The organism is Acinetobacter sp. ANC 4173, from assembly GCF_004331255.1.
Classification (GTDB): Bacteria; Pseudomonadota; Gammaproteobacteria; order Pseudomonadales; family Moraxellaceae; genus Acinetobacter.
Window position 1 is genome coordinate 54,709 of record NZ_SJOF01000012.1, and the last position, 21,803, is coordinate 76,511.

The 21,803-nt window shown below is 41.9% G+C and carries 21 protein-coding genes; 12 read left to right on the forward strand and 9 right to left on the reverse strand.

Features of this window, described 5'->3' with window-relative positions; all coding sequences use genetic code 11:
• Window positions 1-8 precede the first annotated feature (8 nt).
• On the reverse strand, window positions 9-692 hold the full coding sequence (locus E0H94_RS13765; protein WP_131327043.1) for a GntR family transcriptional regulator: 684 nt from the start codon (window positions 690-692) through the stop codon (window positions 9-11).
• A 430-nt stretch (window positions 693-1,122) separates the two neighbouring features.
• Window positions 1,123-4,080 (reverse strand): heavy metal translocating P-type ATPase, encoded by a 2,958-nt coding sequence (locus E0H94_RS13770; RefSeq protein WP_131327044.1) that lies wholly within the window; start codon window positions 4,078-4,080, stop codon window positions 1,123-1,125.
• An 82-nt stretch (window positions 4,081-4,162) separates the two neighbouring features.
• Between E0H94_RS13770 and E0H94_RS13775 the strand changes: the two genes are divergently transcribed.
• From E0H94_RS13775 to E0H94_RS13790, 4 genes are all read left to right on the forward strand, one after another.
• A complete protein-coding gene (locus E0H94_RS13775) occupies window positions 4,163-4,558 on the forward strand; it encodes a MerR family transcriptional regulator (RefSeq protein WP_131327045.1) in 396 nt (131 codons plus the stop codon).
• Window positions 4,559-4,628: 70 nt separating this feature from the next.
• On the forward strand, window positions 4,629-5,219 hold the full coding sequence (locus E0H94_RS13780; protein ID WP_131327046.1) for a 5-formyltetrahydrofolate cyclo-ligase: 591 nt from the start codon (window positions 4,629-4,631) through the stop codon (window positions 5,217-5,219).
• A 148-nt stretch (window positions 5,220-5,367) separates the two neighbouring features.
• Window positions 5,368-7,797, forward strand: coding sequence for an endopeptidase La (lon, locus tag E0H94_RS13785; protein WP_131327047.1), 2,430 nt, complete (start codon window positions 5,368-5,370; stop codon window positions 7,795-7,797).
• A 131-nt stretch (window positions 7,798-7,928) separates the two neighbouring features.
• Entirely contained in the window at window positions 7,929-8,309 is a 381-nt protein-coding gene (locus E0H94_RS13790; protein WP_131327048.1) for a VOC family protein, read from the forward strand.
• A gap of 283 nt (window positions 8,310-8,592) precedes the next feature.
• On the opposite strand, the gene E0H94_RS13795 is transcribed toward E0H94_RS13790, so the two are convergent.
• The gene (locus tag E0H94_RS13795) at window positions 8,593-9,531 is read right to left on the reverse strand and encodes a M20/M25/M40 family metallo-hydrolase (RefSeq protein ID WP_131327049.1); all 939 of its coding nucleotides are present in this window, start codon (window positions 9,529-9,531) and stop codon (window positions 8,593-8,595) included.
• Window positions 9,532-9,684: 153 nt separating this feature from the next.
• Between E0H94_RS13795 and rlmH the strand changes: the two genes are divergently transcribed.
• From rlmH to E0H94_RS13810, 3 genes are all read left to right on the forward strand, one after another.
• Window positions 9,685-10,167, forward strand: a complete 483-nt coding sequence (gene rlmH, locus E0H94_RS13800) for a 23S rRNA (pseudouridine(1915)-N(3))-methyltransferase RlmH (protein ID WP_131327050.1) — start codon at window positions 9,685-9,687, stop codon at window positions 10,165-10,167.
• A 115-nt stretch (window positions 10,168-10,282) separates the two neighbouring features.
• The gene (locus tag E0H94_RS13805) at window positions 10,283-11,059 is read left to right on the forward strand and encodes a DODA-type extradiol aromatic ring-opening family dioxygenase (protein ID WP_131327051.1); all 777 of its coding nucleotides are present in this window, start codon (window positions 10,283-10,285) and stop codon (window positions 11,057-11,059) included.
• A gap of 116 nt (window positions 11,060-11,175) precedes the next feature.
• On the forward strand, window positions 11,176-11,946 hold the full coding sequence (locus E0H94_RS13810) for an META and DUF4377 domain-containing protein (RefSeq protein ID WP_131327052.1): 771 nt from the start codon (window positions 11,176-11,178) through the stop codon (window positions 11,944-11,946).
• 65 nt (window positions 11,947-12,011) lie between these two features.
• Here the strand turns inward: E0H94_RS13810 and gdhA are convergent, their stop codons facing one another.
• Window positions 12,012-13,355 carry an NADP-specific glutamate dehydrogenase gene (gdhA, locus tag E0H94_RS13815; protein WP_131327096.1) on the reverse strand — a complete coding sequence of 448 codons (1,344 nt, stop codon included), beginning with the start codon at window positions 13,353-13,355 and terminating at the stop codon, window positions 12,012-12,014.
• Between the two features lie 341 nt (window positions 13,356-13,696).
• Between gdhA and E0H94_RS13820 the strand changes: the two genes are divergently transcribed.
• Together E0H94_RS13820 and nth are read left to right on the forward strand one after the other, a co-directional pair.
• A complete protein-coding gene (locus E0H94_RS13820) occupies window positions 13,697-14,488 on the forward strand; it encodes an RnfABCDGE type electron transport complex subunit B (protein WP_131327053.1) in 792 nt (263 codons plus the stop codon).
• Window positions 14,489-14,490: 2 nt separating this feature from the next.
• On the forward strand, window positions 14,491-15,189 hold the full coding sequence (gene nth / locus E0H94_RS13825; RefSeq protein WP_131327054.1) for an endonuclease III: 699 nt from the start codon (window positions 14,491-14,493) through the stop codon (window positions 15,187-15,189).
• Between the two features lie 51 nt (window positions 15,190-15,240).
• On the opposite strand, the gene E0H94_RS13830 is transcribed toward nth, so the two are convergent.
• The 4 genes from E0H94_RS13830 to E0H94_RS13845 form a co-directional block, all read right to left on the reverse strand.
• Window positions 15,241-15,423 (reverse strand): hypothetical protein, encoded by a 183-nt coding sequence (locus E0H94_RS13830; RefSeq protein ID WP_131327055.1) that lies wholly within the window; start codon window positions 15,421-15,423, stop codon window positions 15,241-15,243.
• 85 nt (window positions 15,424-15,508) lie between these two features.
• Window positions 15,509-16,168, reverse strand: a complete 660-nt coding sequence (gene adk, locus E0H94_RS13835; protein ID WP_116759750.1) for an adenylate kinase — start codon at window positions 16,166-16,168, stop codon at window positions 15,509-15,511.
• 85 nt (window positions 16,169-16,253) lie between these two features.
• On the reverse strand, window positions 16,254-17,570 hold the full coding sequence (locus E0H94_RS13840; protein WP_116759752.1) for a hypothetical protein: 1,317 nt from the start codon (window positions 17,568-17,570) through the stop codon (window positions 16,254-16,256).
• 59 nt (window positions 17,571-17,629) lie between these two features.
• Window positions 17,630-18,154, reverse strand: coding sequence for a hypothetical protein (locus E0H94_RS13845; protein WP_131327056.1), 525 nt, complete (start codon window positions 18,152-18,154; stop codon window positions 17,630-17,632).
• A gap of 251 nt (window positions 18,155-18,405) precedes the next feature.
• Between E0H94_RS13845 and mrdA the strand changes: the two genes are divergently transcribed.
• The 3 genes from mrdA (at window position 18,406) to E0H94_RS18510 (ending at window position 21,254) form a co-directional block, all read left to right on the forward strand.
• Window positions 18,406-20,451, forward strand: a complete 2,046-nt coding sequence (gene mrdA, locus E0H94_RS13850; protein WP_131327057.1) for a penicillin-binding protein 2 — start codon at window positions 18,406-18,408, stop codon at window positions 20,449-20,451.
• Window positions 20,451-21,005, forward strand: coding sequence for a 16S rRNA (guanine(966)-N(2))-methyltransferase RsmD (gene rsmD / locus E0H94_RS13855; protein WP_131327058.1), 555 nt, complete (start codon window positions 20,451-20,453; stop codon window positions 21,003-21,005). Before mrdA ends, rsmD begins: the two co-directional genes overlap by 1 nt.
• An 87-nt stretch (window positions 21,006-21,092) precedes the next feature.
• Window positions 21,093-21,254 carry a hypothetical protein gene (locus E0H94_RS18510; protein ID WP_165495613.1) on the forward strand — a complete coding sequence of 54 codons (162 nt, stop codon included), beginning with the start codon at window positions 21,093-21,095 and terminating at the stop codon, window positions 21,252-21,254.
• 240 nt (window positions 21,255-21,494) lie between these two features.
• On the opposite strand, the gene E0H94_RS13860 is transcribed toward E0H94_RS18510, so the two are convergent.
• Window positions 21,495-21,698, reverse strand: a complete 204-nt coding sequence (locus E0H94_RS13860; RefSeq protein WP_131327059.1) for a hypothetical protein — start codon at window positions 21,696-21,698, stop codon at window positions 21,495-21,497.
• Window positions 21,699-21,803: the final 105 nt, after the last annotated feature.

A 21,803-nucleotide genomic window follows, 5' to 3' on the forward strand; every position in this document is an offset into this window, starting at 1 on the left:
CTTCATCATTAAATTAGGTTTTGTTCAATGTTTTGATAAGACGCAGCAATGTGGCGCCGCATCAGTAATTCCGCCAGTTCTGCATCACCATCGGCAATGGCATCTAAAATACGGATATGTTCCGACAAGGCTCGATGCGGACGATTGGGCGTTTTGGAATACTGAATTCGATACATCCGAATCAGGTGATACAACTCATCACATAACATCTTTTCCAAAGTTTTATTGCCACAATTCTTGATGATGCAATAATGAAAATCGTCCTGACCTTCTTGTAAGTAATAGCCCTTACCTTCTTTAAAATTCGGGTCTTGCGCATGTAAGTGCAGCACTTCACGCAAATTTAAAATCTGCTGTTTGTCGATGCTTTGTGCAGCCAAACGGCAAGCCAAACCTTCCAAGTTTTCACGAATTTGATACAGCTCAAACAATTGTTGATGCGATAAAGACACGACGCGTGCACCAACATGAGCGGTGCGCTCCACCAATTTTTGCCCTTCTAAGCGGTGGATCGCTTCCCGTAAAGGACCACGACTGATGCCATACACACGCGCCAGCTCAGGTTCAGAAATTTTACTCCCCGCTGCAATTTCACCACTCACAATCGCAGTTTGAATTTTTCTGAAAATCTGGTCGGTTAAAGTCGCTGTAGCGACTTGTTTTGTCTGTGGAGACAGCTCGTCAATTTGCATATTGTCAACAATCAGATCAATTATTAGCTAAAATAAGCACAAATAAATTAAAATGCAACAAGATTGTCAACAACTTTGGTATTAGAGTTGCAAATGTGATGGACGAAGACTTGACAACGTTTAAGTAAAATCATATCGGGTATCCGTTCTGAAGATGTTTCCACACAACACTTATAAAATTTATTTTAATTCAATATCTTAAATCTTATTTCCATGCTTATTCTGTGATAGAACTGCAATTTTTATATCCATGTCGTGACCTGCTCTATCAACACTTGGGTTGAGTCCAATCACGACGTTGTCCTGAATGACCCTTGAGTTTTATTGTCGACACTTCAGTTTTTGTTTTGTTCTATCTGTTATGCCGTAAACGGAAAAAAGCCTCAAGGAAATGCTTGAGGCTTTTGTTACCATTTATATGCTGCTGGACTTATTTCGCCTTTTGCAAACGCAAGGCATTCAAAACCACAGACAATGAACTGAGCGACATCGCCACTGCGGCTAACATCGGGGTGAGTAACAAACCCGTTAATGGGTAGAAAATCCCTGCTGCAACAGGTACTCCCAAACCGTTATACACAAAAGAAAAAGCTAGGTTCTGTTTCATGTTACGGACACCGAGTTTCGCCATATGCAGGGCATCGGCTGCTCCACGAATATCACCTTTGACCAACGTCACTTGTGCCGTCTGTTTGGCAATATCAGTTCCATTGCCCATCGCAATCCCGACATTGGCTTGGGCAAGCGCTGGCGCATCATTAATCCCATCACCCGCCATGGCCACAATCTTACCTTGGGCTTGATATTTCTTCACAAGCTCCAATTTTTCGATTGGGGTACAATTGCCATGCACATGCTGAATGCCTAACTCTTTTGCCACCAATTGCGCATTTTTCTCATGGTCACCTGTTGCCATCACCACTTCAATGCCATCATCAATCAATTGCTGAATCACTTGCTGCGCATTGGCTTTAATCGCGTCGTGGATAGAAATATACGCCAGTACCTCTTGGCTATTGCTTAAGAAACTGATGACATTACCTATCGCACGTTGCTGGTCTAACTGGCTTTGTAAAGTAGTGTCTATCGTAATACCGAGTTGCTCAAGCAACTTTTGACTGCCGATATACAGGGTTTTCTCGCCAATCTGACCTTTGACGCCAAAGCCAGTGACATCTTCAAAGTCTTCTACTTTTAGCAACTGCTGTGCAGGAACAATTTGAGTCAGAGTTTGAGCAATCGGGTGACTTGAATATTGCTCAATCGAGGCAATCCACTGTTCAACTTGCATTTGTTCCACATTTGGGCTGAGCAACTGAATTTCTTTAAGGCTTGGTTTACCTTCCGTCAAGGTTCCAGTTTTGTCGACAATCAGCGTATTCACTTTACTTAACGCTTCAATCGCTTCCGCATCTTTAAACAGTACCCCTTTTTGTGCTGCACGCCCTGTCGTGGCCATCACCGACATTGGCGTCGCTAAACCAAGCGCACATGGGCAGGCAATAATCAGTACTGCCACCGCACACATCAATGCCAAGTCAAACTGCGCACCACCAAACACCATCCATGCAACGAAGGTCAGCACACTAATCAACAACACCACAATCACAAAATACTTGGCAAATACATCGGCCAAACGTTGTAACGGTGCTTTAGAACGCTGTGCTTCTGCCACCGTTTGAATCATTTTGGCTAAAGTGGTATTCGCCCCGACTGCCTTGGTTTGTATACGGATGCTGCCTTGCTGATTCACTGTGCCGCCAATGACTGTGTCATGCACTTGCTTTTTCACTGGCACAGGTTCACCCGTCATCATGGCTTCATCGACATAAGTTTTGCCTTCTACCACTACGCCATCCAGTGGAATCTGATCACCTGAGGAAATCTGTAAAATATCGCCTTGTTTGACCATGCCAATATCTACTTCAATCACTTGATCGTTTTGAACCAACTTGGCGGTGTTGACTTGCAATTTGAGTAAAGCTTTCAGTGAATCTGCGGTCTTGGCACGGGCTTTCAGCTCCATGATTTGACCAAGCAAACTCAGAGATACAATCATACAGGCCGCTTCATAATACACCGCGACGCCATGCCCTGTTTTGGCTGCCATCGGAATCAGGCTTGGGAAGATGGTCGCCACGACACTATAAATATAGGCGGCTAATACCCCAACCCCAATCAGGCTCCACATATTCAAGTTGCGGGTTTTATACGAGGTCCAGCAACGTTCAATAAACGGTTTACCCGCCCACAGCACCACAGGAGTCGCGAGGACCAGCTCAATCCACGGCTGAATATGCGGTGAAATGAAACTATGAATATGTGAACCCATCGCCAAAACAAACACAATCAACGTCAGTGGTAAAGTCATCCAAAAGCGATGGCTAAAATCCACCAATTCAGGGTTGGGTGCATCATCTAAAGTCGGTTGCATCGGCTCCAGCGCCATACCACAAATCGGACACGTGCCCGGTCCTTTTTGCACAATCTCAGGATCCATCGGACAGGTATAGTCCATATCCGCAGCCCCTTCAGGCACAGGACGCTGATCGGGTGGAATCAGATAAAGCTCAGGGTCAGCCTTAAACTTATCTAGGCAGGAAGGATTACAGAAATAATAGGTCTGTTGCTGATAATCTGTTTTTAACTCTGTATTCGGATCAACGGACATACCGCAGACGGGGTCAATAAATGTGGATGACCCTGATGGAGCAGGATGTTCATGCGTTCCTCCCCCACAGCAGCTACTTTTGGCAGCTTCTGCTTTAGGTTTGGGTGCACAACAGCTGGCTTTGCTGTCTGGTTCTGTTTGCGGTTTGGGCGCACAACAGGACGTTTTTTCCTCAGCCACTTTCGAGGTCGAACCACAACAGCCCGCAGTAGAAGTAGACACCGATACTGCATCTTCAGTTTTTACATAAGCCTCTGGATTGGCAATGAATTTTTGCTGACATTTTTCACTACAAAAATAGTAGTTCTGATTCTGCCATTCAGTATGCGGTTTAGTTAAATCTGTCACGGTCATGCCACACACAGGGTCAGTAAATGTGGTCTTCTCTGCATCTGACACAGCTTTTGATCCGCAACCACAAGCTTTGGAAGTCACTACAGCACTTTCCTCTTTCACCTGCGATGAAGCATCGCTTATCTCTGTTTTCGGTTTACTGCAACAAGTGCTTGCTTGTTTTTCTGAGCTTAAGTAAGCCTCAGGATTAGCCGCAAATTTCTTTAAACAGCCTGAGCAACAAAACAAATAACGAACTGATTGATGCTCATACACATGTGGAGAATCCTCTGCTACCGTCATACCGCAAACAGGATCAATATTCACCACCATCGGCGCCAATTTCTGTTTGGAACAGCAAGACGTTTTGTGTTGCTCACTCATTCTGACTCACCTTTTATTTTTTGATTGTGTTAGCATAAAGTCTGTACCTAGGTACTGAGTCAAGCCTTTTGGAGATTATTTTATGCTCACTATCGGCAAACTGGCAAAACACTGTCAGGTCAATGTAGAAACCATTCGTTATTATCAACGGATTGGTCTGATGCGCATTCCTGAAACCACACAAAATTATCGCTATTACAGTCAGCAAGACATTGAAACCTTAAGTTTTATTCAAAAAGGCAAAGATGCAGGCTTACAGCTCAGTGAAATTCAAGATCTACTACATTTACAATTGAATGATCGTGAAAAAGTACGTGACGTGATTCAGCAACGACTGGAAAAAATTGATCAACGGATTCAAGAATTAAATGCACTGAAACAGCGTCTTTCAAGTTGGGTGGATGAATGTAAAACCACCACCGACAGTTGCTGCCCAATTTTGCAAGAACTGAAAAAAGGCTCAACGACGGCATCATAAATAGAAGCTGTCTTTTAATTTGGCGATCACTTTAACACTCACCTTTTCGATACTCAGGACTGCGTTCACCATGTCGATTGAACTTGCCCAACTTAGAAAACAGCTTCGCAAACAACGTAGACAAGTTACCGCCTATCAACAGCAGCAGTCCGAACTGCAAATTTTACAACGTCTAAGACGTGTGCCCGAATTCAAACATGCCACGCGTGTCGGGATCTACCTACATGCTTTTGGGGAAATTCAGACCCGTAAAATCATTGAATATTGTTTTCATCAAAAAAAAGCAGTGTATTTACCAATGATTTGCAATATGAACCAGCGCTTGGTGTGGGTCAAAGTTTCACGCAATCAATTTCAAAATAAACGCTTTTCCCACCATCCGCTGGGTATGCAAGAACCCATGGCAACACGTGGACAGCACGTTTCACATTTAGACCTCCTGCTCATGCCGTTATTGGCTTGTGACCCCTATGGCACACGCATTGGCATGGGGGGTGGTTTTTACGATAAAACCCTAGCTACTGCGCCGTATCACCGTCCGTTTCGCCTCGGTTTGGCCCATCACTTCCAGTTAGTACCACAGCGCTTAATTCGAGAAAAATGGGATCAACCTTTAGATGGGCTACTTACCGCTCAGCAACATTTACGCTTCAAACGCTAAAATTGACATTTTTGACTGTTGCGAATACTCAAAAATCAAATGTTTAGTCATTTTTTATACAATTTGTTTTGACCGACCCTTGTATTTTTTAAAATACCCATCACTATAAAAAACATGGCAACATCGTTGTCACTCATTAGGAGTGCCCATGTCTGAAATTATTATGAATCAAGAAACCTTAGAGCCTCAGGTTCCAAGTGTATTACCACTTTTAGCGTTACGTGATGTGGTGGTGTATCCACACATGCAAATCGCGCTATTTGTAGGTCGTGAAAAATCGATCAATGCAGTTGATGTGGCTCGTAACAGTGACAATCTAGTATTTGTGGTTGCTCAGAAAGATTCTCTTTCAGAAGAAATTGATCACGACAACTTATATCAATACGGTACTGTCGCGAAGATTGTGCAAGTTGTGAATCATGAGAATGACGAAAACTGTATAAAAGTATTAATTGAAGGTTTACATCGTTCAAAGCTAGAAAAAATCATTGATGAAAATGATTATCTAACTGCTGAACATGCCCTCAGCCCAATGTCTGTTCAAATTGATGAAACAACCCAAGAAACGCGTGTTCAAGAGTTACGTGCCCTATTTGCTCAGTATGCTGAAGCGAAACTGCGTAATGCACGTGAACTGATTGCTGCTGCGAACAAGATTGAAGATTTATTGCAATTATTGTTCTTTGTCGCAACACGTGTGCCTTTAAATATTGATGTGAAACAAAAATTCCTCGAGCACGATGAATTTGAAGCACATTTACAAGAACTGATGACGTATTTATTGCAGCAATCTGAAGAACAACAGATTGAGCAAACTTTACATGACTCAGTGAAGCGTCAAATGGAGAAAAATCAACGCGAATACTTCCTCAATGAAAAGATGAAGGTGATTCAGCGTGAGCTTTCTGACATGAATGGCGGCGCGGAAGATGACGTTGCTGAAATTGAAAAACGTCTTGCTGAAGCCGACTTGCCTGAACACGTGCGTAAAAAAGCTGAAAGTGAATTCCGTAAACTCAAAGCAATGCAACCTGCGTCTAGTGAAGCGGCTGTGGTGCGTAATTATATCGAGGCCATTTTAGATACGCCTTGGAATAAAGCCAGCAAAGTCAGCATTAACTTAAGCAAAGCGCAAGAAATTCTCGATGCAGATCATTACGGCTTAGACGACGTGAAAGATCGTATTGTGGAATATCTCGCAGTTCAATCGCGCGTGAAAAAACTCAAAGGTCCGATTCTATGTTTAGTCGGTCCTCCAGGGGTAGGTAAAACTTCACTGGGTGAATCGGTTGCCAAAGCAACAGGTCGTGAATTTGTCCGTATGGCGCTGGGTGGTGTACGTGACGAAGCGGAAATCCGTGGTCACCGTCGTACTTATATCGGTGCGATGCCGGGTAAAATTGTGCAATCGTTAACCAAAGTTGGCGTAAAGAACCCATTGTTCTTGCTCGACGAAATTGACAAGATGGCGCAAGACTACCGTGGCGACCCTGCTTCTGCGTTGCTTGAAGTACTCGATCCATCACAAAACAGTAAGTTCAACGATCACTATTTAGATCTTGATCTGGACTTGTCTGAAGTGATGTTCATTTGTACTGCCAACAGCATGAATATTCCTGAAGCTTTACTGGATCGTATGGAAGTGATTCGTCTGCCGGGTTATACCGAAGATGAAAAAATCAATATTGCTGAACGCTACCTTGTTCCGAAAGCAATGAAGAACAATGGTCTACGCGCGAAAGAATTGACTGTTCATGAAGAAGCAATTCGTGACATCGTACAACGTTATACACGTGAAGCTGGTGTGCGTAGCTTAGAGCGTGAAGTCTCTAAAATTGCCCGTAAAGTTGTAAAAGAAGCGGTCAGCAAGAAGGCGAAGAACCTGCAAGTTGATGTGACTTCGGCCAATCTTCCAGACTACTTAGGTCCACATAAGTTTGACTTTGGTATGGCGGAAGATGAAGCACAAGTGGGTCGTGTCAACGGTTTAGCATGGACTTCAGTCGGTGGTGAGTTATTGACCATTGAAGTTGCAGCGGTCAAAGGTAAAGGTAAATTCATTACCACGGGTTCACTTGGTGATGTAATGAAAGAATCGATTACTGCAGCCATGACCGTCGTGCGTACGCGTGCAGATGAATTAGGCATCGAGTCGACACGCTTCGAAGAAACCGATGTTCACGTTCACTTACCAGAAGGTGCAACACCAAAAGATGGCCCTTCTGCTGGTTTAGCGTTAACGACGGCATTGGTTTCTGCTTTCACAGGCATTCCAATTCGCCCTGATATTGCCATGACAGGTGAAACCAGTCTCGGTGGTCGTGCAATGCGCATTGGTGGCTTGAAAGAAAAACTTCTGGCTGCACACCGTGGTGGAATTAAGCTGGTCTTCATTCCTCAAGACAACGTCCGTGATTTATCTGAAATCCCTGACAATGTTAAAGAAGGTTTAGAGATTAAAGCGGTGAAATCGATTGATGAAATTTTACCACTAGCGTTGACATCTATGCCTGAGCCTTTGGTCAAAGCACCAATAGTGAAAGCGGTCGATGAAGGCAAAAAAGCTGCACGCCACTAATTTAATATCATAAAAAAAGAGAGCTTCGGCTCTCTTTTTTTTATTACAATTTACTGTAGAGAACACCACACATCTTTATGCTTTTATTTCCTACAATAATTCGATCAAGGGATAGATGTAGGACCATTAAAATGAAAAACCCTGTCGGATGGTTTGAAATTTATGTCGATGACATAGCCCGAGCCAAACAATTTTATGAAGCAGTATTTAATATTCAACTCTCTGAACTGACTCCTCCTTCTGAGGGTAACTCGCTTCAAATGTGGGCTTTCCCATCGGATATGCAAGCCTATGGTGCTTCTGGCGCTTTGGTGAAAATGTCAGGTATCGCCGCGGGTGGGAATAGCACATTAATCTATTTTTCATGTGAAGACTGTGCAGATGAAGCTGCTCGAATTGCTGATGCGGGTGGCAAAATCCATGAAACAAAAACTTCCATTGCTGAGTACGGATTTATTGTTTTAGCTTTTGATACAGAAGGAAATATGATTGGTTTACATTCCATGAAGTAAACCAGCGTATCATAAATACGTTAAGATTATCGTGTGTTGCGACTTTGAGTATTAAGCAAGTTTCCTTTCACAAATTAGACTTGAAAAAAACAGAAAAAAGCCCCATATATATTAGTAAGAATGCATATGTGCTGTATGTTTCTTATTCCTAAAGGTTATCTGTTTCTCCAGGCAGATAATCTTTTGATCGCAGTCCTTACACTATTCAAGGACTGCGTTTTTTATTGTTATTCTTTATCTTTTCTACACAAATAATGATCTAGCCCACTTTATCTTAAATCACTTACTTCAATATCGTTTGCACCAACCCATCAATCACTTGGGTCATCTTTTCAAGATTTAAAGTCTTTAATGTGTCCGCAGCCGTATGATAATTCTTATTCCGATAAAAGGCCGTATCGGTCACCATAATGGCAGGAATATCATAATTCCAATAATTGCTATGGCTGGAAAAATTTAGTCCTGGAGTAAATGATGGTGCGACCAAACGCTGACATTCCAATTGCTGCATGGCAGCACAAAAATTCTCACCAAGCCCACGCGAATCGATATCACTTACCGCTGCAATAAAGTTGCCATGGCTTGGATAAATCCATTTCAATCCAACAGGATATTCCTGCGCCTGTGCTGCATCGTAGAAGCCAATCATTTCTAGAATATAAACCCCTCGAATCTTATCCCGCTGTGCTTGTACCGACTTGGCATGTACATAACTGCCCATATATTCAGTATTGGTATACGGAGGCTCTTCAAGTGTGTAAAAAGCAAATTCTACATTATGGTTCAGGTGGCTTTTTTCCTGTGACAAAATACGAGCCGCTTCAATCACTCCTGCGACCCCAGATGCATTATCATCTGCTCCCTGTAATTGACCGAATACATCATAATGCGCGCCAACAATGACTTTTTCGGCAGCGCCCACATTTAATGAACAGACCACGTTGCGATAATTCTGCCGATTCACAATATAATTCTGGAATTGACAGGGAATACCAAACAGACGCATTTGCTCTTTAATCCAAGCCGAAACGCGATTTAATTCGGCAGTATTTTGATGATTCCGAAATGAACCAGTACCAATAATCTGTTGTAAATAGACTTGTACATTCTGGACGTCAGCTTGTTGGCTTATGGCGGAATTGGCCTGACTCTGCGTAACCATCGAAATAGTTACTATCAGTAACCCCACCCAACCTACTTTTAAAAATTTATTCCTTTTCATTTATTATTATTCCACCGTCATCACAATTTTTTTCATTCTTAAAGAGCATTAATGCAACAGCCAGTAATTATTTTCAACTGCAAAATGTATATCCACATTGGTTTGTGCTATTTCGACGCTATAATTCTGCTGAATTAGCATGTGATGCCAGATATGAAAATACGAATTCTGACCATCGGTCAAAAAATGCCAGCTTGGGTTCTGACGGGTTTTGAAGATTATTTCAAACGAATTCAACCCTTTGTACAGACTCAAATTATTGAGCTACCAATGGCAAAGCGTGGAAAAAATGATTCTGAAGCAGATATTTTAAAATATCGACAAATTGAAGGTGATTGCATTTTAAATGCGCTCAAACAGAATGAAACCCTCATCGCACTTGAAGTGGGTGGTCGTGAGTTCAGCACTGAAAAACTGGCCGATACCATGAAGTCTTGGATGTTGGAAGGCAATGATGTTGCCTTAGCGATTGGTGGACCAGATGGTCATTCTGAAGCGGTACGTAAAGCAGCCGCATGGCATTGGTCGTTATCAAAACTGACCTTGCCACACCCATTGGTGCGTGTCATGCTGATTGAACAGTTATATCGAGCTATGAGTATTAATCACAATCATCCCTATCATCGAGCAGGTTAAACTCACCTCGCATCATTCTATAATTGCAACAATACGTTGAATAGAAACTCTTTATTCAATTATTCGTATTTGGCATGATGAACATATTCTCTTATTCAAATTTAGGCGCAAGACTATGAATCTACAAACTTTACCAGGTTTATTTATTTCACATGGATCTCCCATGCTTGCGCTTAATCCTGAACAAGTCGGCCCAGCTTTACACCGTTTAAGCTTAAATCTCCCGACACCCAAAGCGATTGTCGTGATGTCTGCACACTGGGAAAGTCAGGCACTTGAAGTTAATACGGGCATCCGACCAGAAACATGGCATGATTTTCGTGGTTTTCCCCCTGCACTATATGAAATTCGCTATCCTGCTCCGGGTGACCCTCAACTTGCCGAAGATATTTTAAAGCGCCTGTCCGATGCAGGATTTGATGCGCATGCCAACAATAGCCGTCCGCGTGATCATGGCGTGTGGATGCCATTACTCCACATGTTCCCAAATGCAGATATTCCAGTGGTTGAAATTTCACTACCCATGCACATGTCCGCAGAACAGATTTATCAAATTGGGCAAACCCTTTCAGCATTACGGGAGCAACAAGTTTTGCTGATTGGTTCGGGCAGTATTACCCACAATTTGTCTGAATTGTCATGGCATGGGGAATCGCAGGATGTACCTGTATGGGCTTCCACCTTCCGTAATTACGTGGTTCAAAAACTGACGCATCAAGACTATGACGCTATATTAGATTGGAACAGTATTCCTTATGTACAGCGCAATCATCCAACCCTAGAACATTTTGCGCCTTTATTTTTTGCAATGGGTACGGGCACACGCTTTAATATTGTGCATAGCAGTTTCACAATGGGTTCATTGGGAATGGATATTTACCGTTTTGACTAATCCTTTCCAAACATTAAAGAAATGAATACAAATGTTGTACATGTATTCATTTCTTTTTTTTATTAATCATTTAACCTTTAGTTTTGTATCTATCTAACTTAAGTGTTAATTCTAAAATGAAATTGAAATACCTTTTACTTGCTTTGTTGCCTTTTTCTCTTGCTGCTTGCCAATCAATTCAAGCACCATCAAATTTGGATCAAGCCGTGAATGTACAATCGATTCCTGATCAAAATAAAACACTTGCTGCCTATGAATGGATCAGCACCACATCGACCACGCCAAAACCTTTAAAGCTGTCGTTTAATGCTCAAGGACAGTTGTCCGTAAAAACTAGCTGTAACGGTTTAGGTACGAGCTGGAAAATTGAAGGTGACAAAATTGTCACAGGTGCAATGATGGGCACGCAAATGGCTTGTGCTGAACCCGCGATGCAACAAGAACGCTTAGCCGCAGATTTACTCGGTCAACGTTCAATTCAATTTACGTTGAATAGCCAAAATGTAGAAGCACCTACCTTGACACTGGTCTCTGCGAAAGGAGAAAAACATGTCTTTGTTGGGAAAATGACACCTGAAACCAAATACCAATCTCAAGGTGAAACCATCTTTTTAGAAATTTCACCAGAAACAAAGACCTGTTCCGCAGGTGTCGCTCGTATTGAATGCTTACAAGTTCGTGAAATCAAATATGATGACAAAGGTATAAAAACAGCTGTCGATAAAAATTGGACTTTATTCTACGACCATATCGAAGGCTATACTCACGATTCTAAAACCCGCCAAATTGTTCGCGTAAAACGTTTTGAACGTCGAAACCCTGCTGCGGACCAATCTAAATATGCTTATGTGAAAGACATGGTTATTGAAACCGAAACTGTAAAATAAGCACATATAAAAAAGCCGATGCAATTGCATCGGCTTTTTTTATCTAAACTACTACTTATTCAGTCTTAGAACACACCCTGTGACAGCATCGCATCGGCAACTTTTACAAAGCCTGCAATATTGGCACCATCCACATAATTAATGCTACCGTCTGCTTTCGTGCCATATTTAACACAATTGCGGTGGATGTCTTTCATAATTGCATGTAAGCGCTCATCGACTTCTTCGAAACCCCAACCTAGACGCAATGCATTTTGTGACATTTCTAGACCTGAAGTTGCCACACCACCTGCATTGGATGCCTTACCTGGTGCATACAGAATTTTCGCTGCAACAAATTTTTCAACAGCATCGAGGGTTGAAGGCATATTGGCACCTTCTGCAACACAGAAAACACCATTAGCCAATAATACCTCTGCATCTTCACCCGTCAATTCATTCTGAGTTGCACAGGGTAAAGCGATATCACAAGGAATCCCCCAAGGGCGTTTGCCTTCTAAATATTCAAATCCATGCTTAGAGGCAAATTCAGAAATACGTCCACGGGCTTCATTTTTCAAATGCATCACTTCTGCTAGAAGTTCGTCAGTAAAACCATCTTTGACATAAACGGTACCATTCGAATCAGAGAGTGATACGACTTTTGCACCCAAGAACATGGCTTTTTCCGCAGCAAATTGCGCGACATTGCCTGAACCTGAAATGGTCACGATTTTCCCTTGAAAACTGTCACCACGTGTTTTTAGCATTTCTTCAGCAAAGTATACTGTGCCATAACCCGTTGCTTCTGGACGTGCCAAAGAGCCACCAAATGCCAAGCCTTTGCCTGTAAATACACAAGAGGTGTCATTACTGAGCTTTTTCATCATCCCAGCCATATAACCCACTTCACGACCGCCAACACCAATATCTCCAGCAGGAATATCAGTGTTAGAACCTAAGTGACGGTATAGCTCAATCATTAATGCTTGGCAGAAACGCATAATTTCGCCTTCTGACTTCCCTTTAGGGTCAAAGTCAGAACCGCCTTTTCCGCCACCCATAGGCAACGTTGTTAAGGCATTTTTAAAAGTCTGTTCAAAACCCAAGAATTTCAAAATGGATAAATTGACAGAGGGATGGAAACGCATCCCCCCCTTAAATGGACCAATTGCTGAGTTGTATTGAACACGAAATGCTCGATTTACATGGGTGTTGCCTTGATCATCTACCCATGACACGCGGAATTGGATGGCACGTTCTGGTTCAATTAAACGCTCAAGTAATCCATGTGCTGCATATTTTGGGTTCTTTTCAATGAATGGCCACAGACTGGTCATCACCTCTTCTACCGCTTGTAGAAACTCGGGTTGGTGTGCATCACGTGTTTTTACGTAATCCAAAAAGTCGTTTAGGCTACTGTATTTCAACACTTCATCCTCAGCAATTTATGAATCAAAATAGGTCAAAATTAAATTAAGTGATAAATTTTGGCGCAAAACATTAAATACTTTTTATCTACCTTCCACAATATTTATTTAAAATAACGTGATATTTTCAATATATAACAAATAATTATTTCAACTATTACTCATAGTTAGTCATTTTCATTTATCAACTCAGACTTAATAATCCACCTTTTTTTGCACCATATAAACACATTTAATGCATTAATTTGGAACACAAGATTAATCACCTGAATCATGCTAAAATTCAGGAAAATTTGACTCTATCTCTCTAATCCTGTTCTAAAGACAGGCGTGGTTTTCGCATGATTTCGCAAATTGCTCTCATTCAACGCATCGACGCGCTACTTCCCCAAACTCAATGTGGTTTATGTGGTCATCGAGATGGTTGCCTTCCCTACGCCAAAGCGATTGCAGAAGGAGAAACAGCCAATAAATGCGTCCCAGGTGGACAGCCTGTGGCTGATGCTTTAGCTGAATTGTTACAACGTCCATCGCTAAAAGCTGAGGAAAGCGTATGGCCACTTCAATCGGATGGTCGTCCACAACGAATGAAAGCCATTATTCGAGAAGATGAATGTATTGGTTGTACCAAATGTATTAGTGCATGCCCTGTCGATGCGATTATCGGATCGGGTAAACTCATGCATAGTGTGTTGACTGATTTGTGCACGGGCTGTGAACTTTGTATTCCGCCCTGTCCAGTTGACTGTATTGATTTAGTCGAAGACTTGAATAGCTTACCCAACGAAATTGAGCGTACAACTGAACAAAACGATCTACGCCAGCGCTACTATGCTCATATTCAGCGTGAAGAAACTCGTCGCTTGCAGCGTAAGGGTCCTGTAGTCCGTGCCGAAATTGATACAGCATTATTTGCTCAATTCTCTACTCAACTTGACTCTGTACCCGTGATTGAAGTTGCCGATAAAACACCTACTGTCACTCAACAAGATGCCAAATCAACTATTGAGCTAGCAAAATTACGAACACAAATTAAAAAGTTAGAAAAACAACTCAGCGTTCGTGAAGATGTAACCAAGCGCGCTCAATTGCTGACATTGACCGAACAACTCAATGCATGGCAAGGGGTTTAAACATGACAACTAAAACGCCTACCGTTAAAAACATGACCAAGAAGCAAATTCAAACCTTCTTTGAACGTTTACGCGATCAACGTCCGAATCCAACCACTGAATTAAACTTTTCTACGCCGTTTGAGTTATTAGTTGCGGTAACCCTTTCGGCTCAGGCCACTGACGTGAGTGTCAATAAAGCCACGGATAAATTGTTTCCCGTTGCCAATACTCCTGAAACCATTTTGGGACTGGGTGTCGAAGGGCTCAAGCAATATATCAGAACCATTGGTTTATATAATTCCAAAGCTGAAAATGTCATTAAAACCTGCCAAATTTTAATTGAACGACATAACAGTCAAGTGCCGAATAATCGTGCCGACTTAGAAGCTTTACCTGGCGTTGGACGTAAAACTGCAAATGTGGTGTTGAATACTGCATTCGGACATCCCACCATGGCGGTTGATACGCATATTTTTCGATTAGGCAATCGGACAGGTTTGGCAGTAGGAAAAAATGTTCTCGAAGTTGAGCACCGACTGGTCAAAGTTATTCCTAAAGAATTTATGGTCGATGCGCACCACTGGCTGATTTTACATGGTCGTTACTGCTGTATCGCACGTAAACCCAAGTGTGCCGAATGCGTGGTGTCAGATGTATGTAATTGGCCAGAGCGTTTTGAATTTGGCGCAGCACGCGCAATTCCTGTTAATAACGTTTAAGGAGCACAGCGCATCTAGCACAAGATACGCTGTCATCTCAAAATCACGCTCTTATTTTTTAGGCTGTTTTTGTTTCAATTTCGGATGTAACTGATATTGAGGTTTTTCCGCAGTTTTACTTTCTTCTTTTTGTTTTTGTTGGGTTTCTTTTAACATTTTAAAGCTGATATACAACAAACCAAACAACAGTGCTAAGCAAGCCACCACTAAAATGAATAAACCAATTTTTAACAAAATCGTATCCTCAAAAAGTTAGGACAAATAAAAAGAGCCCTAATATGACTTAGGACTCTTTTAAAGTCAAAAACTCAGGCTTGAATTATTTTGACTGATCTAAAATAGCGAACAAATCTTTTTGTACGTCTTCAATTGCACGTAAACCATTTAATTTGTCATAAGTCGGGGCATTTTCACCAGAAGCAGCACGACCTTGGTAGAATCCAACCAACTGTTCAGTTTCTGTATGATATGAACCTAGACGCTTACGAATAGTTTCTTCTTGGTCATCTGGACGTTGAACCAAATCTTCACCAGTTTCGTCGTCTTTGCCTTCAACTTTCGGTGGGTTGTAAACAACATGATAAACGCGACCAGATGCAGGGTGCTGACGACGACCAGACAAACGCTGAACGATTTCTTCGTCAGGAACTTCAATTTCGATCACATGATCGATATTAATGCCTTCTTTTTCCAAAGCTTCAGCTTGTGGAATCGTACGCGGGAAACCATCAAAAATACAGCCGTTCACACAGTCAGGTTGAGCAATACGTTCTTTTACCAGACCAATGATCAGTTCATCAGAAACCAGACCACCGCTTTCCATTACGCTTTTAGCTTTAAGACCTAATTCAGTACCTTCACGAATTGCAGCACGGAGCATATCACCGGTTGAAATTTGTGGGACATTGTAGCGCTTACAGATCAACTGAGCTTGTGTACCTTTACCTGCTCCAGGTGGTCCGAGTAAGATAATGCGCATAAAAAAACATCCTCATTTAAAACAATATGTATGATACTTCGAGCCAACAATTCTGCAGATCTAAACAGTCAGCATGAGTATCTAATTATAAGAAAGCCACAAACAAATGTATTGTACCAGCTATAAATCCAGTGACCCCACCTAATACAATCAGAATCCATTCGTCTTCCTGAAATGCAGGACGTAACAGGTTCTGGAACTCTTTCGGCGTTAACTCTCGAATACGCTCTCGGAACATTTGAAAGATTTTCTGTGCACGGCTCGCATTGAACGCAGGGTCGCATACTGGCACCATCGTAATTTCAATTGAGCGATCAATCAAGTCCGTCTTGAGTTTTGCGTACTCTTTTGGCCCTAAAGATAACTGTAATGACGTTCTAACCAGTGGAGTTTCCATAATTTGGTTAATATGACGTTTGACGATACGACGCGTTTTGTCTTTTTTACTGCCATACATCATTTCAGTCATGATGGATTTTAACGTAATCAGGTCTTCTGTGACTACACTCGCAAATACATCCGATACTTCTTCCTGACGTTTCATGAACGCACCTTGGATATTATACGTTCCGATTCTAGGCCAAACAGGTTTAACCCAAGGAAACTTACGATCTTTAGTTAATTCAGTCAGTTGTGGGTAACGTACATAATGTGGCTCTATCGGGTTAAAGACCATCCAGATTGCAATCCAGTTGGTTAAAAAACCCCAAACCGATGCCCAAAATGGAACTGTCCAGTGCCAAGGTACCACAAACCATACAATCATTTGGAACACGCCAAAAAACATTCCAATTAGGGCACTAATGTGCCAAATGAAATTGATTTCTTTCTGTCCCACTTTTAAGAACATACGCACCATTAAACGACGATCACCCTCCATTTGGCTGACCACCATTTCACGCATGTTAACCAATGACTCGACGTTCACAGTTAATTCTGTTACCAGTTCTCTTAACACTTCTGGAAGTTGCTTGTGCGCCTGCGCATAGATACGGCGTTTAATCGAATAAGGTAGATTTTCCCAAAGTACGGCGTTGCGATCGACCATGACTTCATCAATCAAATGTTCCAGTTCAAAGCCAACCTGCTCACCAATAATACGCGCCATATCTTCTGGATCCATGGCATCTAGAAATTCGCGCAAGGAACCCAATTTAGACAAGGTGTTATCGGTAATGATGCCTGAGATGCGTCCTGCTTTACGTGGCACAATCCCCTGCCAACCCACAGGCAATGGACCTAAATGAAAGCCCCAAAAAGTAATTGGATAGAACACCATTTTGAGCGCCATCCAAACATGTGCCCAAGTCACAAATGCAGTTACAGGAATAATGCTCAGCACAGCCCAAAAATCGGGACGATTCAAAAAGGTTTGCCACAACTGATTGATGTACTCAAGCATGCATATTTTCCAAAATAATGACCAAATAACAGAGATTAATTCTTAATTTTTTAAACAGGTTATTTTCTGCCTAAGCCCATACTTAATGTATAAGAGAATTGTATTTTCGGTTCTATGTGTTCCACAACCTCACCCTCACGATTTTTTAATTCTTCTCCTGCCCCAAGCCCGACACTGAATGTGCTAATGCGATCTTTGTTTAATAAAACATATGCAAGATCTACACCTGCACCTAAGCGAGTTTCATCTTTATTGTCTACTTGCTTACTGGCAATGTGACCTGCATAAGCCCCCACATAATACCCGTTTTTATCCTTCCCCGTGAAATAGTAAGGATATCTAAAACCAATTTGTGTTCCAAAAGGCGAATCATCAGTTAGAAAAAAACCCACTTTGGCATAAGCGATACCATAGGGATTAACCCATTCTGTATTTAAGTGAATCAGTTGTTGGGTTACCCCTGCCCCCAGATTCCACATACTGGCACTTTCAGGCGTCAATTTCGCATCTGGTAAATAATGATCTTGTGCGTAAGCTGTATTGAATAATGTTATCAATGCTAACAAGGGATAAACTCTTGTCATTATTGTCACCTTTGTCCTTATTTTAATTGTGTATGCATTCCAAATTTTTTGCATGTTTTTGACTTTAACAGAATTGTTTCTATTCTTATATACAACGCCTGATCTTTTTACTGTCTATAAAGTCAAAACACCCTGTTGCAATAAAACAACCTCGCCCCGCCCACTTCCAACAGATAAGCATTATCAAAGCCTGTGACTTGAGTTAGAATAGCGCCTTCCTGATTCTCCCCCACAGTGTAAGTCAATCGCGTATGAAGCAGCACTTTCCTTTAAAAAATGTCCAACAAGAAAAGCGCATTTATCGCAATCGAGTGTTTATCTCTGTCGGGATCGTCAGCTTTTTTATGTTGCTGTTGGTGGCACGTTATGCCTACTTGCAAATTATGCAATACCAACAGTTTTCAACGGCATCAGATCAAAACCGTATTCGACTTCAACCGCTTGCACCTGCTCGTGGCTATATTTATGACCGTAATGGTATTTTATTAGCCGATAACTATCCTGTCTTTACCGCGACCATGAGCCGTGCCGATGTGGAAGATATTGAAGATACCGTCCAACGTCTTACCCCAGTTTTGGGTTTGACTAACGAAGATATTGAACGCTTCCTGTCTCGGATTAAAACCTCGAAGAAAACCGAACGTGTCTCGATCAAACTCAATTTAACTGAAACCGATATTGCCAAATTCAGTGAAGTTAAATTCCAATTCCCTGGGGTCAATATCGAGACCCAAATGACCCGTTATTATCCACATGGCGAACTGTTTGCCCACGTGATTGGTTATGTGGGTCGTATTAATGACAAAGAACTGAAAAGTATTGATAAAGACTTGTATGCAGGCACCAACCTGATTGGGAAAATTGGGGTGGAAAAGTCTTATGAAGAGCTACTACACGGTGTACCCGGCAATGAATCTGTCGAGGCCGATGCACATGGTAATGTCCTGCGTCATTTAGGACGTAAAGAACCCGTTCGTGGCAATGATTTATACCTTTCTCTGGATTATGGCTTGCAGACTGTTGCGACTGAACAACTGGCAGGTCGTCGCGGTGCCATTGTCGCCATGGATCCCCGTACAGGAGAAATCCTTGCGCTGGTTTCTAGCCCAAGCTTTAACCCAAACTTGTTTGTGACAGGGATTAGCCATACCGACTATAGCGGTTTACGCGATAACCTTGATCAACCACTTTATAACCGCGCAGTACAAGGGGCTTATCCACCCGGTTCAACCATTAAACCGATGTTTGGTTTAGGGGGGATTCACTACGGCTATATCGACTGGGGTACCGCCATTTCGGATCATGGCTACTTTACCCTGCCGGGTGACTCCCATAAATTCCGTGACTGGAAAAAATCGGGGCACGGCGTAGTCAATCTGCATAAGGCCCAAGTCGTTTCCTGCGATACCTTTTATTACGTGCTCTCTTACCGTATGGGTATTGAGAAAATGAACTCATGGATGCGCCAATTTGGTTTCGGTCAAAAAACAGGGGTAGATTTACCGAGCGAAAGTGAAGGTCTATATCCAAATCCTGACTGGAAAATGCGTACCCGTAAAAGTAAATGGCTGAAAGGTGAAACGATTTCAGTCAGTATTGGTCAAGGTGCATTTACCGCTACACCACTGCAATTAGCTATGGCTACAGCAATCACTGCCAATCATGGTGCACATGTCATCCCACATGTATTGCAAACCAGTAAAGGGGCTAAACCACATAAAGTTTTAAATGCACCCGATGGGCATATTCAGTTTAATGGTAAAGATGAAGACTGGGTACAAATGCGAGATGCCATGGTAGATGTCATTGAAACTGGTACAGGTCGTGGCATTCGGACACCAATGTATAAAATTGCAGGAAAAACAGGTACAGCACAGGTCAAAAGTATTGCTCAAGGGAAAAAGTATAATGAAGCTTTACTGACTGAACGTCAGTTAGATCACGGTCTCTTTGTTGGTTTCGCACCTGCTGAAAATCCTGAGATTGCCATTGCTGTAGTTTGGGAAAATGGTCGTCATGGTGGTTCTGCGGCACAATTGGCACGACCTGTATTTGACTATTGGTTGATGCAACGTAAAAAGAACCTGATTAAACCAGAAGGTCACCAAATTAGTGGTGGCTTAATGACTGCTGGAATTAAACCGGGTGAATTGCCAAGTGGTTCTGGCACAGCTCCAGCGCCTTCAATGACAGGCTCTCAGACACAACCAGCAAGCTCAACTACTCATACAACTCAGCAAGCAGCTACTCCTACCACCCAAGCTGCTCCTGCGGCTGTAGCGGATGATGTCGAATAATGAAAAATCAACTCAGAATTATTGGCGGAGAGTGGAAACGCCGCCAACTCGCTTTTGCCAGTATTGAAGGATTACGCCCGACCCCTGACCGCGTCCGCGAAACACTGTTTAACTGGTTAATGTGGGATATTCAAAATGCCCAAGTCCTAGATTTATGTACAGGTTCTGGGGCTTTAAGTTTTGAAGCCCTATCACGTGGTGCAAAACATGTCACGATGATTGAACCTAACCCAACTCAAGCACAATTTCTAAAGCAGAATATTCAATTATTAAAAGCAGAAAATTGCCAATTAAAAGTGACCACGGCTCAACAAGCGCTCGTGGCACTCAAGTCAAGTTTTGATCTGGTGTTTTTAGATCCACCCTATAGCTTAAATCTTTGGGAAGAACTGGCAAAACTGACTGATCCGCTGATTGCTGAAAATGGCTTGATTTATATTGAGGCCGATCGCGAACTCAACACACTAAATTTACCGCACAGTTGGCAATCTATAAAGCAAACCAAAGCTGGTACAGTCCGAGCAGCCTTATATAAAAAAGTGACACGTTCTTAATGCATATGTAATTTTAAGCCAGTTATGCACACCCTGCCTCGACTGGCTTAAAATGATAAATGCAACAGCTCAACACCATACGCTCACATGAACGTGGTGGTGGTTAGTTATGATCATCATGCTGATTATTCGAGTGATCATGCTGATCAGAATCAGGTCGATGATCTGAATGTTGATGATCTGAATCATGATGTGGAGGTGGTCTATTGTGCCGATGATCCCAATCATCATGCCATAGACATCCAGTGAATAAACTCGTGGTTAAAACCAATAACACAATATTTTTAATCATTATTTTTTCCTAAGCTTTTGATCCAATTTTTATTATTTCTGATTCAAAGATCCTAAATAGCAATATGTTGTCTGCTGCTTATTCCTACTCCAAAATGCTCAGACTTGAAAGATCATCCTGTTCAATAATATATAAGAAGTTGGTTTTTAAATAAAAACCAGATGGAAAAAACTAATCTCCATCTGGTGCATTGATACTCATAAATCAATTAAAGGGTATCGGGTAAAGTCAACTTTAGGAGATGAACCATTATTGTCATTCATATATTTTTGATGAGATGGTTCTGGTTGATAATCAGTTTGTTGAAGCATTGGACTTGAATGATCCATGCCTGGACTATGTGACATACAACCCATCATCAAGCCTGTACTTAGTACTAGCAATAAGGTTGCTTTTATCATTTTCCTTCCCCTTTTTACTAGGGTCGAATCTTTATTATTCTCCTTTAAAGTAATTTAGAGGTTTTCGGTTTGTGCGTTTTTTGTACTATTTTTTAAAATATGTCT

What these genes read in the sequence shown, in the direction of transcription:
- E0H94_RS13765 (WP_131327043.1), bottom strand. Translation starts at nt 692, where the DNA reads ATGCAAATTGACGAGCTGTCTCCACAGACAAAACAAGTCGCTACAGCG.
- E0H94_RS13770 (WP_131327044.1), bottom strand. Translation starts at nt 4,080, where the DNA reads ATGAGTGAGCAACACAAAACGTCTTGCTGTTCCAAACAGAAATTGGCG.
- E0H94_RS13775 (WP_131327045.1), top strand. Translation starts at nt 4,163, where the DNA reads ATGCTCACTATCGGCAAACTGGCAAAACACTGTCAGGTCAATGTAGAA.
- E0H94_RS13780 (WP_131327046.1), top strand. Translation starts at nt 4,629, where the DNA reads ATGTCGATTGAACTTGCCCAACTTAGAAAACAGCTTCGCAAACAACGT.
- lon (WP_131327047.1), top strand. Translation starts at nt 5,368, where the DNA reads ATGTCTGAAATTATTATGAATCAAGAAACCTTAGAGCCTCAGGTTCCA.
- E0H94_RS13790 (WP_131327048.1), top strand. Translation starts at nt 7,929, where the DNA reads ATGAAAAACCCTGTCGGATGGTTTGAAATTTATGTCGATGACATAGCC.
- E0H94_RS13795 (WP_131327049.1), bottom strand. Translation starts at nt 9,531, where the DNA reads ATGAAAAGGAATAAATTTTTAAAAGTAGGTTGGGTGGGGTTACTGATA.
- rlmH (WP_131327050.1), top strand. Translation starts at nt 9,685, where the DNA reads ATGAAAATACGAATTCTGACCATCGGTCAAAAAATGCCAGCTTGGGTT.
- E0H94_RS13805 (WP_131327051.1), top strand. Translation starts at nt 10,283, where the DNA reads ATGAATCTACAAACTTTACCAGGTTTATTTATTTCACATGGATCTCCC.
- E0H94_RS13810 (WP_131327052.1), top strand. Translation starts at nt 11,176, where the DNA reads ATGAAATTGAAATACCTTTTACTTGCTTTGTTGCCTTTTTCTCTTGCT.
- E0H94_RS13820 (WP_131327053.1), top strand. Translation starts at nt 13,697, where the DNA reads ATGATTTCGCAAATTGCTCTCATTCAACGCATCGACGCGCTACTTCCC.
- nth (WP_131327054.1), top strand. Translation starts at nt 14,491, where the DNA reads ATGACAACTAAAACGCCTACCGTTAAAAACATGACCAAGAAGCAAATT.
- adk (WP_116759750.1), bottom strand. Translation starts at nt 16,168, where the DNA reads ATGCGCATTATCTTACTCGGACCACCTGGAGCAGGTAAAGGTACACAA.
- E0H94_RS13840 (WP_116759752.1), bottom strand. Translation starts at nt 17,570, where the DNA reads ATGCTTGAGTACATCAATCAGTTGTGGCAAACCTTTTTGAATCGTCCC.
- E0H94_RS13845 (WP_131327056.1), bottom strand. Translation starts at nt 18,154, where the DNA reads ATGACAAGAGTTTATCCCTTGTTAGCATTGATAACATTATTCAATACA.
- mrdA (WP_131327057.1), top strand. Translation starts at nt 18,406, where the DNA reads ATGAAGCAGCACTTTCCTTTAAAAAATGTCCAACAAGAAAAGCGCATT.
- rsmD (WP_131327058.1), top strand. Translation starts at nt 20,451, where the DNA reads ATGAAAAATCAACTCAGAATTATTGGCGGAGAGTGGAAACGCCGCCAA.
- E0H94_RS18510 (WP_165495613.1), top strand. Translation starts at nt 21,093, where the DNA reads ATGAACGTGGTGGTGGTTAGTTATGATCATCATGCTGATTATTCGAGT.
- E0H94_RS13860 (WP_131327059.1), bottom strand. Translation starts at nt 21,698, where the DNA reads ATGATAAAAGCAACCTTATTGCTAGTACTAAGTACAGGCTTGATGATG.